Origin of the sequence: Streptomyces luteireticuli (genome assembly GCF_041519305.1) — a bacterium.
In the GTDB taxonomy this organism is placed as follows: domain Bacteria; phylum Actinomycetota; class Actinomycetes; order Streptomycetales; family Streptomycetaceae; genus Streptomyces; species Streptomyces luteireticuli.
Map to the genome: position 1 here is coordinate 3,548,491 of NZ_CP167927.1, position 14,952 is coordinate 3,563,442.

Annotated in this window: 13 protein-coding genes and 1 other RNA gene; 2 read left to right on the top strand and 12 right to left on the bottom strand. The window is 72.0% G+C overall.

Going from position 1 to position 14,952, the window contains the following annotated elements; translation table 11 throughout:
- Positions 1 to 24: 24 nt before the first annotated feature.
- Positions 25 to 1,359: a UDP-N-acetylglucosamine 1-carboxyvinyltransferase gene (gene murA / locus AB8735_RS15690; RefSeq protein WP_344031458.1), complete on the top strand. Its 1,335-nt coding sequence runs from the start codon at positions 25 to 27 to the stop codon at positions 1,357 to 1,359.
- A 339-nt stretch (positions 1,360 to 1,698) separates the two neighbouring features.
- On the opposite strand, the gene AB8735_RS15695 is transcribed toward murA, so the two are convergent.
- The 11 genes from AB8735_RS15695 to ftsE all read right to left on the bottom strand — a co-directional run bounded on the left by AB8735_RS15695 (position 1,699) and on the right by ftsE (position 13,325).
- Entirely contained in the window at positions 1,699 to 1,980 is a 282-nt protein-coding gene (locus AB8735_RS15695; RefSeq protein WP_004951951.1) for an HU family DNA-binding protein, read from the bottom strand.
- 303 nt (positions 1,981 to 2,283) lie between these two features.
- The gene (locus tag AB8735_RS15700) at positions 2,284 to 3,717 is read right to left on the bottom strand and encodes an NAD-dependent malic enzyme (protein WP_372407969.1); all 1,434 of its coding nucleotides are present in this window, start codon (positions 3,715 to 3,717) and stop codon (positions 2,284 to 2,286) included.
- Positions 3,718 to 4,095: 378 nt separating this feature from the next.
- Positions 4,096 to 6,432 carry a UvrD-helicase domain-containing protein gene (locus AB8735_RS15705; RefSeq protein WP_372407970.1) on the bottom strand — a complete coding sequence of 779 codons (2,337 nt, stop codon included), beginning with the start codon at positions 6,430 to 6,432 and terminating at the stop codon, positions 4,096 to 4,098.
- A 68-nt stretch (positions 6,433 to 6,500) separates the two neighbouring features.
- Complete coding sequence (locus tag AB8735_RS15710; RefSeq protein ID WP_372407971.1) at positions 6,501 to 7,157, bottom strand: ABATE domain-containing protein; 657 nt, start codon at positions 7,155 to 7,157, stop codon at positions 6,501 to 6,503.
- A gap of 106 nt (positions 7,158 to 7,263) precedes the next feature.
- Positions 7,264 to 7,497: a hypothetical protein gene (locus tag AB8735_RS15715; protein WP_344023718.1), complete on the bottom strand. Its 234-nt coding sequence runs from the start codon at positions 7,495 to 7,497 to the stop codon at positions 7,264 to 7,266.
- A 518-nt stretch (positions 7,498 to 8,015) separates the two neighbouring features.
- On the bottom strand, positions 8,016 to 9,272 hold the full coding sequence (locus AB8735_RS15720; RefSeq protein WP_372407972.1) for a hypothetical protein: 1,257 nt from the start codon (positions 9,270 to 9,272) through the stop codon (positions 8,016 to 8,018).
- 156 nt (positions 9,273 to 9,428) lie between these two features.
- Positions 9,429 to 9,798, bottom strand: a transfer-messenger RNA (tmRNA) gene (ssrA, locus tag AB8735_RS15725).
- A gap of 105 nt (positions 9,799 to 9,903) precedes the next feature.
- Complete coding sequence (gene smpB, locus AB8735_RS15730) at positions 9,904 to 10,410, bottom strand: SsrA-binding protein SmpB (protein ID WP_344023714.1); 507 nt, start codon at positions 10,408 to 10,410, stop codon at positions 9,904 to 9,906.
- 18 nt (positions 10,411 to 10,428) lie between these two features.
- Positions 10,429 to 11,592 (bottom strand): S41 family peptidase, encoded by a 1,164-nt coding sequence (locus AB8735_RS15735; RefSeq protein ID WP_372407973.1) that lies wholly within the window; start codon positions 11,590 to 11,592, stop codon positions 10,429 to 10,431.
- 99 nt (positions 11,593 to 11,691) lie between these two features.
- Positions 11,692 to 12,603, bottom strand: coding sequence for a permease-like cell division protein FtsX (gene ftsX / locus AB8735_RS15740; protein WP_344023710.1), 912 nt, complete (start codon positions 12,601 to 12,603; stop codon positions 11,692 to 11,694).
- Between the two features lie 32 nt (positions 12,604 to 12,635).
- The gene (ftsE, locus tag AB8735_RS15745) at positions 12,636 to 13,325 is read right to left on the bottom strand and encodes a cell division ATP-binding protein FtsE (protein ID WP_171170425.1); all 690 of its coding nucleotides are present in this window, start codon (positions 13,323 to 13,325) and stop codon (positions 12,636 to 12,638) included.
- 298 nt (positions 13,326 to 13,623) lie between these two features.
- On the opposite strand from ftsE, the gene AB8735_RS15750 reads away from it, so the two are divergent.
- On the top strand, positions 13,624 to 13,818 hold the full coding sequence (locus tag AB8735_RS15750; protein WP_344023705.1) for a hypothetical protein: 195 nt from the start codon (positions 13,624 to 13,626) through the stop codon (positions 13,816 to 13,818).
- A gap of 123 nt (positions 13,819 to 13,941) precedes the next feature.
- On the opposite strand, the gene AB8735_RS15755 is transcribed toward AB8735_RS15750, so the two are convergent.
- Positions 13,942 to 14,700 carry a hypothetical protein gene (locus tag AB8735_RS15755; protein WP_372407976.1) on the bottom strand — a complete coding sequence of 253 codons (759 nt, stop codon included), beginning with the start codon at positions 14,698 to 14,700 and terminating at the stop codon, positions 13,942 to 13,944.
- Positions 14,701 to 14,952: the final 252 nt, after the last annotated feature.

Sequence of the window (14,952 nt, forward strand, 5' to 3'; positions counted from 1 at the left end):
CCCAACTCCAGGAACGCGAGATCCATGACCGGCCCTGACGATGTCCTGCTTGTCCATGGCGGTACCCCGCTCGAGGGCGAGATCCGTGTCCGCGGTGCGAAGAACCTCGTGCCGAAGGCCATGGTCGCCGCGCTGCTCGGCAGCGGCCCCAGCAGGCTGCGCAACGTCCCCGACATCCGGGACGTCCGGGTCGTCCGCGGACTCCTCCAGCTGCACGGCGTGACCGTGCGCCCCGGCGACGAGCCCGGCGAGCTGGTCCTCGACCCCTCGCACGTGGAGAGCGCCAACGTCGCCGACATCGACGCGCACGCCGGCTCCTCGCGCATCCCGATCCTCTTCTGCGGCCCGCTGCTGCACCGCCTCGGCCACGCCTTCATCCCGGGCCTGGGCGGCTGCGACATCGGCGGCCGGCCGATCGACTTCCACTTCGAGGTGCTGCGCCAGTTCGGCGCCACGATCGAGAAGCGGGAGGGCGGCCAGTACCTGGAGGCCCCGCAGCGGCTGCGCGGCACCAAGATCCAGCTGCCGTACCCGTCGGTCGGCGCGACCGAGCAGGTGCTGCTGACGGCCGTGCTGGCCGAGGGCGTCACGGTGCTGTCCAACGCGGCCGTGGAGCCGGAGATCGAGGACCTCATCTGCGTGCTGCAGAAGATGGGCGCGATCATCTCCATGGACACCGACCGGACCATCCGCATCACCGGTGTGGACTCGCTCGGCGGCTACAACCACCGCGCCCTGCCGGACCGCCTGGAGTCCGCCTCCTGGGCCAGCGCGGCGCTCGCCACCAAGGGCAACATCTACGTCCGCGGCGCCAGCCAGCGCGAGATGATGACCTTCCTCAACACCTACCGCAAGGTCGGCGGCGCCTTCGAGATCGACGACCACGGCATCCGCTTCTGGCACCCCGGCGGCGAGCTCAACGCCATAGCGCTGGAGACCGACGTCCACCCCGGCTTCCAGACGGACTGGCAGCAGCCGCTGGTCGTGGCCCTGACCCAGGCGTCGGGCCTGTCCATCGTCCACGAGACGGTCTACGAGTCCCGGCTGGGCTTCACCTCCGCCCTCAACCAGATGGGCGCGCACATCCAGCTCTACCGCGAGTGCCTCGGCGGCTCCGCGTGCCGCTTCGGCCAGCGGAACTTCCTGCACTCGGCGGTCGTCTCCGGCCCGACGAAGCTCCAGGGCGCGGATCTGGTCATCCCCGACCTGCGGGGCGGCTTCTCGTACCTGATCGCCGCGCTGGCGGCGGAGGGCACGTCGCGGGTGCACGGCATCGAGCTGATCAACCGCGGCTACGAGAACTTCATGCAGAAGCTGCGGGACCTGGGCGCGAATGTGGAGCTGCCGCAGGGCGCGTGACGCGCTGCGCTCCGCGGGGAGGGCGGGTTCCGGGGTTTTTCGCCCCGGACCCGCCCTTTCACCGTTTCTCCCGGGACTCCGCCCCTGGCCCCCGTTTGTTGCGGCTCCGCCGCTCGTCCTCAAGCGCCGGACGGGCTGATTTCAGCCCGTCCGGCGCTTGAGGACTCCGCCCGAAGGGCGGACGGGGTCCGGGGTCTCCCCGGAAGAAACGGTGAAAGGGCGGGACCGGGGCACACACCCAGCCCGGCGCGCCAGAGGCATCCTCCGGCCACACCGAGACGAAACGCCTGAGGGCGGCCACCCCCTCCCGGGGGCGGCCGCCCTCAGAGCGGGACCTGCTTACTTGCCCTTGGCGGCTTCCTTGAGCTTGGAGCCCGCGGAGACCTTCACGCTGTAACCGGCAGCGATCTGGATCGGCTCGCCCGTCTGCGGGTTACGGGCAGTGCGAGCGGCACGGTGGGTGCGCTCGAAGGTCAGGAAGCCGGGGATGGTCACCTTCTCGTCACCCTTGGCGACGACCTCACCGACGGTCTCGGCGAGGGCGGCCAGAACGGCGTCGGCGTCCTTGCGGGTCACCTCGGCGCGGTCGGCCAGAGCGGCCACCAGCTCACTGCGGTTCATGTTGTACTCCCGTGTTCTTCTTGCCAATGAGGCGTGAGATCGAAGCCGATGCTGCCAGGGCCCTCGGACAGTCCCCGGACCCGGGTCCGCCACTAGATCCCTCGCGCCCTAGGGGGATGCCCCCCGGACGGAGTCCTCGGGGGAGCATCCTGCCCCCACCAGTGGCGGGAAAGCCAATCCGGCACCCTGGAGAGTCACACGGAAAGCGCCACAGCCTCGGGTGGGGCCGCGTTTCCGCGGCCCGTTCACTGCCCGACACCCTATGGGGGCCGCACGAGCGCCGCGCCACGCGACGCGCCGTCGTCAGGCCGTCGTGGCAGCCGTCACAGCCGCTCCGGCGGCCTTGGCGGCCTCCCGGACCGCGCCGGCGACCGCACCGGCGACCTTCTCGTTGAAGACGCTGGGGATGATGTAGTTCGCGTTGAGCTCGTCCTCGGTGACGACGTCCGCGAGCGCCTCGGCCGCCGCCAGCATCATCTCCGTGTTCACCGTCCGCGACTGCGCGTCCAGCAACCCCCGGAACACCCCCGGGAACACCAGCACATTGTTGATCTGGTTCGGGAAGTCCGAACGCCCCGTCGCCACCACCGACGCCGTCTGACGCGCGATCGCCGGATCCACCTCCGGATCCGGGTTGGCCAGCGCGAACACGATCGCACCCTCCGCCATCGCCGCCACATCCTCGGCACCCAGCACATTCGGCGCCGAAACACCGATGAACACATCGGCCCCCCGCACCGCCTCCTTCAAGGAGCCCGTGATGCCCTCGGGGTTGGTGTTGTCGGCGATCCACCGCAGCGCGGACTGCGGATCGGCCGAGACCAGGTCCTCACGGCCTGCGTGGACGACACCGTGGATGTCGGCGACGACGGCGTGCTTGACACCGGCGGCCAGCAGGAGCTTGAGGATCGCCGTACCGGCCGCGCCCGCACCGGACATGACGACCCGTACGTCACCGATGCCCTTGCCCACCACACGCAGCGCGTTCGTCAGCGCCGCCAGCACCACGATCGCCGTACCGTGCTGGTCGTCGTGGAAGACCGGAATGTCCAGCGCCTCCCGCAGGCGTGCCTCGATCTCGAAGCAGCGCGGGGCGGAGATGTCCTCCAGGTTGATGCCCGCGAACCCCGGCGCGATGGCCTTGACGATCTCCACGATCGCGTCCGCGTCCTGCGTGTCCAGACAGATCGGCCACGCGTCGATGCCCGCGAACCGCTTGAAGAGGGCCGCCTTGCCCTCCATCACCGGCAGCGCCGCCTTCGGCCCGATGTTCCCCAGCCCCAGCACCGCCGAACCATCCGTGACCACCGCCACCGAATTCCGCTTGATCGTCAGACGGCGGGCGTCCTCCGGATTCTCCGCGATCGCCATGCACACACGCGCCACACCAGGGGTGTAGATCATCGACAGATCGTCACGGTTGCGGATCGGATGCTTCGACGCCATCTCGATCTTGCCGCCCAGGTGCATCAGGAACGTACGGTCCGACACCTTCCCGACCGTCACACCCTCGATGCCGCGCAGCTTGTCCACGATCTCGTCGGCGTGCGCCGTCGAGGTCGCGGCGACGGTGACGTCGATCCGCAGCTTCTCGTGACCGGAAGCGGTGACGTCCAGGCCGGTCACGGAACCACCGGACGACTCCACGGCCGTCGTCAGCTGGCTGACCGCGGTACCACCGGCGGGCACCTCCAGTCGGACCGTCATCGAGTACGAGACGCTAGGCGCCGTTGCCATGGCCGCTTCCCTGCTTTCCCTGATCACGATGTGCTGCGCGCGCAACGTCCGCGCGACGTTCGATCGTCCCACCTACCCATCGGTAGACGGTAACCGGCCCAGGGATTGCGGAAGTCCGGTTTCGCGATATGAGAGCCCACCTGGGCAAACGCCCCGCGCAAACACGATGGGCGCCCCTCGTGTCGAGGGGCGCCCATCGGAAAGCCAGCGGCACCGACCCGCCATGCTCGCCTCGCGGCAAGTGGTCGCTCGTAGCGACAAAGGTTGGGCCCGGGGGCTTGGATCGAGCCGGTGCCGTACTCAGGCTAACAAACGCCCCCGGAAAGTCATTCCCGGTAGCGCCCGTTCCGGTCGAACCCGTGGGAGCGCGGCGGCCCGTCAGTCGCGCAGCAGGTCCGGCACGCCGTCCGCGTCCGGCTCGTCCCGCTCCCCCGCCAGCACGGTCAGCCGCTGCGTGGCGCGGGTCAGCGCCACGTAGAGCACCCGCAGGCCGGCCGGGGACTCGTCCGCGATCTCGGCGGGCGTGACCACGATCGTCGCGTCGTACTCCAGGCCCTTGGCCTCCAGGCTGCCCAGCACGACCACGCGGTCGCCCAGCCCGGCCAGCCAGCCGCGCGCCTCGGCACGCCGGCCCATCGGCACGACGACGCCGACCGTGCCCTCCACGTCGTCCAGCAGATGCTCCGCCTCGGCGCGGACCGAGGCGGGCAGGTCGGGGCCGGCGACGGCGAAGCGCGGCTCGACGCCGGTCGAGCGGACCGCGGACGGCGACTCCATCCCGGGCATCGCCAGGGCCAGCACCTTCGAGGCCAGTTCGGCGATCTCGGCCGGGTTGCGGTAGTTGACCGTCAGCCGGAAACGGCGGCGCGGACGGGTGCCCAGCGCCTCGTCCCGGGCGAGGGCCGCCTCGTCGGGGTCGGACCAGGAGGACTGGGCCGGGTCGCCGACCACCGTCCAGGTCGCGTGCCGGCCGCGGCGGCCGACCATGCGCCACTGCATCGGCGTCAGGTCCTGCGCCTCGTCCACGATGACGTGCGCGTAGTCCCGCCGCTCCTGCGCCAGCCGCTCCGCCCGCTCGCGGCGCGACTCGCCGCGCTCGGGCATCAGCTCCTCCAGGCCGGTGAGCTGGTCGAGCGGGTCCGCCTCGCGGGGCTTCCGGGGCTGTGCCGGGGCACCGAGCAGCATCTCCAGCTCGTCGAGCAGCGCCACGTCGTGGACCGACAGCGGGCCCTTGCCCGCGGCGTCGAGACGGCCCAGGGAGCGGGCCAGCAGCCGCGTCTCGCGCGGATTGAGGACCCGGCGCGTCCAGCGCGCCAGCCGGCGCTCGTCGGCCAGCAGCGCCAGCACCTGACGGGGCGTCAACTCCGGCCACCAGGCGGCCAGGAAGGCCAGGAAGTCGTCCTCGGTGGTGATGTCCTCGTCGAACGCGGCACGCGCCTCCGCGGCCAGCTCCGGGTCCGTGTAGCGCCGGGCGCCGCCGGCCTTGGCCCACAGGGCGTCGAGGATCAGCCGGCGGGCGCGCGGGCGCAGCAGGTTGACCGGCGCCGTCCCGCCGAGGGCCGTCTGCCGGATGCGGTGGAGCTCCTCGGCGCCGAGCTCGATCCGGCCGCCGAAGGCGACGACGCGCAGCCGGTCCGGGACGGAGCCGCCGCCGCGCGGGACGTCCAGCGCGCCGCGGACCGCCTTGCGCAGCACCTTGAGCATCCGGGACGAGCCCTTGATCCGGGCCACGGCCGGTTCGTCGTACGTGTCCGCCTCCGCGCCGTCCACCAGCGAGCCCAGCGCCCGGATGGCGACCTGGCCCTCCTCGCCGAGCGACGGCAGCACGCCCTCGGTGTAGGCGACGAGCAGCGGGGTCGGCGAGACGACGAGGATGCCGCCGGCGTAGCGGCGGCGGTCCTGGTAGAGCAGGTACGCGGCGCGGTGCAGCGCGACGGCGGTCTTGCCGGTGCCCGGGCCGCCCTCGACCTCGGTCACCGAGGCGGCGGGGGCGCGGATCACCAGGTCCTGCTCGGCCTGGATCGAAGAAACGATGTCCCTCATGGTGTGACTGCGGGCCTGGCCGAGCGCGGCCATCAGCGCGCCGTCGCCGACCACCGGCAGCGCGGTGCCGTCCAGGGTGGTGCGCAGCTCCGGGCGGAGCAGGTCGTCCTCGACGCCGAGCACCCGGCGGCCCTTGGAGCGGATGACCCGGCGGCGGACGACCCGGCCCGGGGCCACGGGTGTCGCCCGGTAGAAGGGGGCCGCCGCGGGGGCCCGCCAGTCGATCACCAGCGGGGAGTAGTCGGCGTCGAGGACGCCGATACGGCCGATGTGCAGGGTCTCGGCGATCTCGGCCCGCTCGTCGCGCACGGCGTCGTCGGCGGGCTCCACGGAGGTGTACGCACCGTCCGGGCCCCTCTTGCCGTCCTTGCCGAGGAGCAGGTCGATCCGGCCGAACAGGAAGTCCTCGAACTCGCTGTTGAGCCGGTTGAGATGGATCCCGGCGCGGAAGACCTGGGCGTCGCGCTCGGCGAGCGCCCCCGGTGTGCCGACCTGGCCGCGCTTGGCGGCATCGTCCATGAGGAACTCCGCCTCGTGGATCTTCTCCTCGAGGCGCCGGTACACCCGGTCCAGATGGTGCTGTTCGGCACCGATCTCACGGTCGCGGATCCCGTCCGCGGCCTTCTCAGGTTCCGTCGCCACCTGCGCGCTTGTGGCGTTCTGCGCGGCCACCCAGGCCCCCTTCTGTGTGCGTAGGGCAGCCTTCAACCGTACGCGAACAGGGGGACCCCGCGCACCTGTCAGGACATGGGAGGTTTGACACCTTCCTGCCGGTCCTCGCCCCTTGCGTCCTTCCCGCCGAGCGCCCTGCGGCGGTGACGGGCGACGCGCTCGCGATTGCCGCAGACCTCGCTGGAGCACCAACGGCGGCGCCGGCCCCGGGAGGTGTCGAGATAGAGGAGCGTGCAGCTCTCGCCCTCGCACTGGCGCAGCAGGCCGCGCGCGGCCGGGTCGGTGAGCAGCTCGACGGCGTCGCGGGCGACCAGGGCCGCCAGCGCCGCGCAGTCCGGCGGCCCGGCGACGGTGCGGACCAGTCCGCCGTCGCCGTTGCGCACGGCGCGCGGGGCCGGGGGCGCGACGGCGGCGAGGGCGTTGACGCGTTCGAGGTCGGCGTCGGCGGCGCGGCTCTCCGGACCGCCCGCGACCTCCGCGTGCACCACGCGGTGCAACAGGCCGCGGAGCGCCTGGAAGTGGCGCAGCCAGCCGGAGTCCACGCCGTCCAGCGGGGTGCCGGGCGGGACGACGCGGGCGCCCAGCAGCCAGGCGCGCAACCGCTCCGGGGTGGCCAGGCGCTCGTACGGCTCCTCGCCGGGCCGCCCGGCCGCGGCGAACGTGGCCACGAGGTCCAGACAGAGCCGCCCGGAGTCGAAGCGCAGGTCGTGAGGGGCCGCAGCCATGTGCGTGTCACCTTTTCCCTGTGGGATCCCTGTGGGGCTGTGCGCCTCCCCACAGGGTGCCCGGCCGGGCCCTCGGCCGGAAGCCCCGTGACGGTCCAGCCGCGTTTCAGCCGCGCAGGAAGCCGTCCCCGTGCACGGCGATGTGCGCCTCCAGGGCGTTGAGCGCGTCCTGGGTGGCCTGCCCCGTGCCGCTGCCGCGCTGCTCCGCGTAGTACGCGGCGCCGAGCTTTCTCAGGAGCTCACCGCCGGCGCGCTGGGCCTGCACCTCCTCGACCTTCTCCTTGCCCTGCTGCAGCGCCTGCTGGGCCTGCTCCTTGGCCCGGTCCAGAAATCCCGCCATGTCGGCCTCCGTGGGACGGATGGTGCGAGGGGTTCTTTCACCTGGTGGATCAATTGTTGAGCGGGGGGTGGGGCGGCGGCAAGCGGCTCGGGTGTCCTGTGGGTTTGCCCCGGTCCCGCCCTTTCGCCGTTTCCCGGGGCGGGGCCCCGGACCCGAACCGCGCTCCGCGCGGTGGCGGGGCTTCGCCCCCGCGCCCCACCGGGGGCTCCGCCCCTTGGCCCCCGAAGCGCCCTGCGGGCTCCCCCAGAGGGGGCACCCCCAGTCCTCAAACGCCGGACGGGCTGGTTTGGCCCCCGGGCAGGTTCAGTCCTCGGGCCGGATTCCAGGCGGGGGCGCACCATTCCAGCCCGTCCGGCGCTTGAGGACGAGCGGCGGAGCCGCGACAAACGGGGTCCGGGGCGGAGCCCCGGAAGCAGAGGTGCAGGGGCGCAGCCCCCGCCCTACCGCGGCGAAGCCGCGGTGCCGGGCCCGGGGCTTGCCCCGGGGGAAACGGTGAAAGGGCGGGACCGGGGCACACCTCACCGCCCCGCACCCCCCACCCGCCGCCTCCGCCGCACCCACAGCAGCACACCCCCCGCCAGCACCCCGGCGGCCCCCAGCCCCCCCGCCGCAGCCGCGACCACCGTCCCCGCCCCCGATCCGTCCCCGCCGGAAGCGGACACCCCAAGGCCGGAGGAACCGGGGCCGGACGAACCGAGGGCGGACGCGCCAGGAACGGACGGCCCCAGAGCCCCCACAGCCCCCGTCACCACCAAACTCCCCGTCCTCCGCACCCGCCCGTGATGGCTGACCACCGTCACGGGGTACTCCCCCGCCCCCAGCGCCCGCCGGATCCGTGCCGGGCCGAAGTAGCGCGGGTCGTCCCCGTCCCCGGCCCGGCTCTCGTCCCGGCGGAGCGGGACGGGGTGTTCGAAGGCAGGGGACGTGGCGGTGAGCCGGTCTTCCTCGCCGGGGTCGGGCGAGGCGTCGTGCCACAGGACGTTGACCGTGCCGCCGGCCGCCGCGGGCCCGTCCGTACGGGCCCGGCCCGCCCCGCCGGGGCCGGTGAAGAACGCGGGGCCGCGCGTGCGGCCCAGATAGTCGCCGTCCCCGGGACGCGCCGCCCGGACGGCCACCGTCCGCTCCCCCCGCGCGCGCCCGTCCGGACCGGTCAGGACGATCTTGTAGGTGCCCTCCTTGGCGCCCGGCGGCAGCGTCACGGTGCCGGTGAACATCCGGGGGTTGTTCCAGTGGCTGCCCCGGGGGTCGTGGACCAGCCGCACGGGCCCGGGCAGGACCGGCGAGCGGGCCGTGAAGGAGGAGCCCGTCTCACCGGGCCAGAGGTCGTCGAACCACAGGGCGAACCGCTCGCCCGGGCGCAGCACCCCGTCCTCGTCCGACAGCCGGAACGACGGCGGCTTCTGGGGCCGTACCCGGACCAGGTCCCGGGCCACGGTCCGGCCGCCGACCCGGACGGCGAGCGGATACGCGCCGGGACGGGCCGTCATCGCGACGGCGGGACGGCCGTGGTGGCCCTGGGCGCGGCGGTCGTGGTCGTAGGGGGCGAGCGGGACGGGACGGGAGCCGAAGACCGGCGAGTGGACGGTCACCGGCGCACCGGGGCGCACGCCCTGCACGTCCACGTCGACCAGTTCACCGGGACGGTTCTCGAACGCCCCGTTCAGCACCACGTGCACGGCGCTGTCCGCGGACGCGCCCGGTGCCGACGCACCGCCCGTGAGCAGCACCGCACCGGTGAGCGTCACCACTGTGGCGGCCGCACGGATCCCCTTCATGGCGCCACCCCCCTTTGTCCAGTGAAGAGGGCCTTCCCCGGCCCCCGGTTGCCCATGTTTCGGCCAGGAACAGCAAACAGGACAGCTGACAGGAACGGCCGTGGAACGGCGAAGGCCCCACCGCCGGGGGCGGTGGGGCCTTGCCTCACATGGGATGAGTGGAGATGGCGGGAATCGAACCCGCGTCCAACGGTGCGGAATCAGGGCTTCTCCGAGCGCAGTCCGCTGCGATTTTCTCGGCCCCGGAGATCACACGGACAAGTCTCCGACGGGCTCAGTCACTGTTTGATTTCCCACCAGGTCCCGTGACCGGACCTAGTGGTTTAGTCCCCTAGCTGATGCCAGGATCCGGGTCGGGAACAGCCCCGGGCTGACACTTCGCAAGTCGCTACTTAGGCAGCGAGGGCGAAGGAATCGCGCTTGGTGTTGGCGATTATTGGTTGCGACATATGGTTTACGAGATCATTGCCGCTTCCTCGGCTCGCTTCCCCTGCTTCGACATCCGCTGTCGAAACCGATCATCCCCATGTTGATTTTTCAAAGTGCAGCCCCGGGGGGGGCGTGCTACGGACCATGGTACGTGACCCACGGCGGGCGGTGCCAGCGAATTACGACGGCGCCCCCGGCGGGGTCACCGGGCCGCGCGCTCCCGCTGGCGCCGGCGCGCCGCCGCGATCGCGCGGTCCGACTCACGGCGGTCCGTCTTCTCCCGCAGGGTCTGCCGCTTGTCGTACTCCTTCTTGCCCTTGGCGAGCGCGATCTCGACCTTGGCCCGGCCGTCCTTGAAGTACAGCGCGAGCGGCACGATGGTGTGCCCCGTCTCGCCCGACTTGGACTCCAGCTTGTCGATCTCGGCGCGGTGCATCAGCAGCTTGCGCTTGCGGCGCGCGCTGTGGTTCGTCCACGTGCCCTGGGCGTACTCGGGGATGTGCACGTTGTGCAGCCACACCTCGCCGCCGTCGATCTGCACGAAGCCGTCCACCAGCGAGGAACGGCCCTGCCGCAGCGACTTGACCTCGGTGCCGGTCAGCACCATGCCGCACTCGTAGGTCGTCAGGAGGTGGTAGTCGTGCCGTGCCTTCTTGTTCTGGGCGACGAGCTTGCGCCCCGGCTCTTTCTCTTTCTGCTGCTTTCCCATGGTGCGGTCATTCTCGCACTACGACCCCGGTCCCAGGCCACTCAATACTGCCCGGGCCCGGGGCTCGGGATCGCCGTGGACGACCAGGTCGGGGGTGAGGCCGTCGCCCTCGACGGTGCGGCCGGCGGGGGTGCGCCAGTGGCCTACGGTCTGCTCGGCGACCGAGCCGTCGGGCAGCGGGCGGGGCATCTGCACGGAGCCCTTGCCGAAGGTCCGGGAGCCGACGAGGACGGCCCGGCCCCGGTCCTGCAGGGCGCCGGCCAGCAGTTCGCCGGCGCTCATGGTGCCGCCGTCGACCAGGACGACCAGGGGCCGCCGGGTGTCGCCGCCGGAGCGGGCGGACAGGGCCCGCTGGCGGCCGTGGACGTCGTAGGTGGCGACGAGGCCGCCGTCGAGGAAGGCGGACGCGGTGGTGACGGCCTCGGTGACCAGGCCGCCGGCGTTGCCGCGCAGGTCGAGCAGGACGCCCTCGCCCGGCCCGGCCGCCCGTACCGCCTCGCGCACCGCGCGGCCCGTGCCCCGGGTGAAGGAGGCGACCTTGATCCGGGTGCCGGCGGCCGCGCCGTCGCGGAACCGGTCGGAGACGACGCTCCTGGTGCGCAGATGCTCGCGGCGGAGCGTGCGTTCCTGCACCGCGCCCTCCCCGGCCGCCGCGCGCCCCGCGGGGGCCAGGCCCAGCCGCACGGGGGTGCCCGTACCGGACGGACCGCCGCGCAGCCGGGCGACGACGTCGGTGACCGGACGGCCGGTCACCTCCACCCCGTCCACGGTGCGCAGCCGTTCGCCGGGGGCGATCCCCGCCCGGGCCGCGGGTCCGCCCTGTTCGACGCCCTCGACCTCCATCGCCCCGTCGGCGAGGCGGCGTACGGAGAGGCCGACCCCGACGTACTCGCCGTGCAGGGCCCGCTCGAAGCCCTGGTACTCCCGGGCGCTGTAGACGCCGCCCCAGCGGTCGGGGGCGGACACCGCGCCCCGGGGGCGGGCGGCGGACGCGGCGGGCCGCTTGGCGTCCCCCGCCCCGGCGGCGCGCGGCGCGCGGGACGCGGCCGGGAGCCCGTGCCGGGCGTCCGCGCCCCACGATCCGGTGGCGGCCCCGGTGGCCAGCGCCGCGGCGAAGACCAGCGTCAGCACCGCGCCGCGGCGGAGGCGGCGCTGCGGCGCGAACATCGGCGGGCCGGGCATGCGCGAGAGTCTAGGCCACCACCGGCCGCCGTACGGGGAGTTGGCGGGACGGCGGCAGCGGCGCACCGCCCGTACCACCGGTCTCCCGCCGCATCTCCGCTATACCTTCAGGTACTTCCACAGCGCGGCGAAGGCGGCCAGCGCGGGCATCAGCAGCCCGGTCGCGAGGACCAGCGGCAGCTTGGTCAGCACCGCGTCCCAGCCGATGAACTGGATGACGTCGATGTGGGTGGCCAGCAGGTTGTTGACCAGGAACTGCTGTCCGCACACCAGCAGGACGCAGGCAAGGATCCCGCCCAGCAGCCCGGCGACGGCCGCCTCCATGATGAACGGCACCTGGATGTAGAAGCTCGACGCACCCACCAGCCGCATGATCCCGGTCTCCCGGCGCCGGCTGAAGGCCGAGACCCGTACCGTGTTGACGATCAGCAGCAGGGCCACGACGAGCATCAGGAACATCACGCCCAGCGCGCCCCAGTTCATGTACCGGAGGAGGTTGAAGAGGCTCTTGAGGGTGTCCTTCTGGTCCTCGACGGTCTGCACGCCCGGGCGTTTCTGGAACGCGCTGGAGATGACCTCGTACTTGGTGGGGTCCTTGAGCTTGATGCGGAAGGACTCCTGCATCTGGTCGGCCGTCACCACCGTGGCCAGCGGCTGGCTGCCGAACTCCTCCTTGTAGTGCTTGTACGCCTCGTCCGACGTCTCGAAGTGGATGCTCTGGACCAGCGGCATCTTCTCCAGGTCGGCCTTGATCTGCTTCTTCTGCTCGTCGGTGACCGCACCCTTGGCGCAGGAGGAGAAGTTCGCCTTGTCGGTCTTGTTGCAGAGGTAGATCGAGACGTTGGCCTTGTCGTACCAGTAGCCCTTCATCGAGTTGACCTGCTCGTTCATCAGCAGCGAACCGCCGAAGAGGGCCAGCGACAGGGCGACCGACACGATCACCGCGAAGGTCATCGTGAGATTGCGGCGGAGACCGACGCCGATCTCCGACAGAACGAACTGGGCGCGCATGGCGTCCTTTCACTGCCTTTCAGTGCAGGCTTTCAGTGCTGGTAGCCGTAGACGCCGCGCGACTGGTCGCGCACGAGACGGCCCTGGTCGAGCTCGATGACGCGCTTGCGCATCTGGTCCACGATCTGCTGATCGTGAGTGGCCATGATGACGGTCGTGCCGGTCCGGTTGATCCGGTCGAGCAGCTTCATGATGCCGACGGAGGTCTGCGGGTCGAGGTTGCCGGTCGGCTCGTCGGCGATCAGCAGCATCGGGCGGTTGACGAACGCCCGGGCGATGGCCACCCGCTGCTGCTCACCACCGGAGAGCTCCCCGGGCATCCGGCCCTCCTTGCCGCCCAGCCCGACCAGCTCCAGGACCTGGGGGACGGCCTTGCGGATCTCGCCGCGCGGCTTGCCGATGACCTCCAGGGCGAAGGCCACGTTCTCGGCGACCGTCTTGCTGGGCAGCAGCCGGAAGTCCTGGAAGACGGTGCCCAACTGGCGGCGCATCTGCGGCACTTTCCAGTTGGAGAGGCGGGCGAGGTCCTTGCCCAGCACATGCACCTGCCCGTGGCTGGCCCGCTCCTCGCGCAGCAGGAGTCTCAGGAAGGTGGACTTGCCGGAACCGGACGAACCCACCAGGAAGACGAACTCGCCCTTCTCGATCTCGAGCGAGACGTCCCGGAGCGCCGGGCGGTTCTGCTTCGGGTAGGACTTGGAGACGTTGTCGAATCGAATCACGAGTGCACCACGTGCGACCTGGAGAGCGGCACGGAACGCCACGGTCGCGGCGCCCGTCGGTGTGCGTGACCATACGCGAACGACGCGTGTACGCGCAGTCGGCGTCCTGTGTTGACGGGTTTATTACCGCCACCTACGGGGACAAATCGAGGACAATCGGATCCTGGGCGGGGCACCGCGGAATCGATCGGGTCGGCTCCCGGGTACCGGCCGCGCCGAAGGGCGGGAAAGCTGGCACAGTGGTAGGGGGAACCGCTCGGCTCTCTCTCGCGTTGGACGTACCGGAGGAGGAATTCGCATGACATGCGACCGACTGGTGTGCGCCAACTGTGCAGCCCCGGTCAGCGAGGGACGGTGCCCGGTGTGCCGGGCCAGCCGGGAGCGGCTCCAGCAGCAGGAGGGCGTGTTCGCCGGTCTGACACCGGGCGCGCTGGTCGCGCTGCTGGTGGCGCTGGTCGCGGTGGCGGTGCTCGCCCGCGGCTTCGCCGGCTGAACAGCCGCCGAGCGGCGGTCCCGCACGAGACGCGGAAGGCCCGGGGTGCATGGCACCCCGGGCCTTCGTCATGGGCGGACGGTCACCCTGCGCGTGCGACCGCTCACGCCCCACCGCCCTTGATCAGGCAGGGGTGTTGCGGTTGATCACCCGGGGCAGCAGCCGGAAGCCGATGCCGCCCGCGATCATCGTCGCGGCGCCGGCCACGAGGAACTCGGTCTGACCGGCACCGGTCTGGGCCAGCTCCTCCTTCGGCTTGGCCTGCTGCACCGGCTTGACGCCCGCGCCGTCGGCGGTCGTGTTGCAGTTGCCGCTGCCGGTGTCCACCGGGCAGGTGGTGGCGTCGTCCTTGCCGCCGGTGGTGGTGCCGGGGGCGGTGGTGCGGTCGTCGCCGGGGGTGGGCCTGCCGGTCGACGGGGAGGTCGGGTCGGACGTCGGGTTCCCCGTGGGCTCGGACGTGGGGTCCGACGTGGGGTTCCCCGTGGGCTCGTGCGTCGGCTCCTTGGTCGGCTCGCGCGTCGGCTCGTGCGTCGGCTCCTTGGTGGGCTCCTGCGTGGGCTCGTGCGTCGGCGGGACCGTCGGCTCCTGCGTCGGCTCCTTGGTGGGCTCCTGGGTCGGCGGGACCGTCGGCTCCTGCGTCGGCGGCGTGGGCTTCTCCGTCGGCTGCGGAATGCTCGTGGGCTCCTGCGTGGGACCCGTCGTCGGCCCGTCCGGGGCGGCCACGCCTCCGCTCCCATGGACCTTCGCCGTCTTCGACAGCCCGCCCAGCGGGACGTCCACACCGGCGGCCGAGGCCGCACCCGCGGCCGTCAGCGAGGCGCCGGCGGCTATCACCGCACCCGCGGTGATACGCGCCATACGCAGCCGCGTCTTGTTCGTCATATGCCTGCTACCCCCAGTAGCTGGATTCGTCGTTGGGGCAGCCGTGCACCGGGTGGTGGTCCTGGGAGGGTCCGCGAAACGTCAGCGGCGGCCGTACGGCCTGGTGTCGCCCCCCGCCACACGCATCCCAGTGATACGCATGCCGCTCGTCACCCTTGCGAGTTTTCGGGCACACGTCAAGGCGGATCCGGGCCGTACGCCCGGATCCGCCCTGATCCGTCCTACTTTTCCCGCGTCCTACTTTTCCCGCGT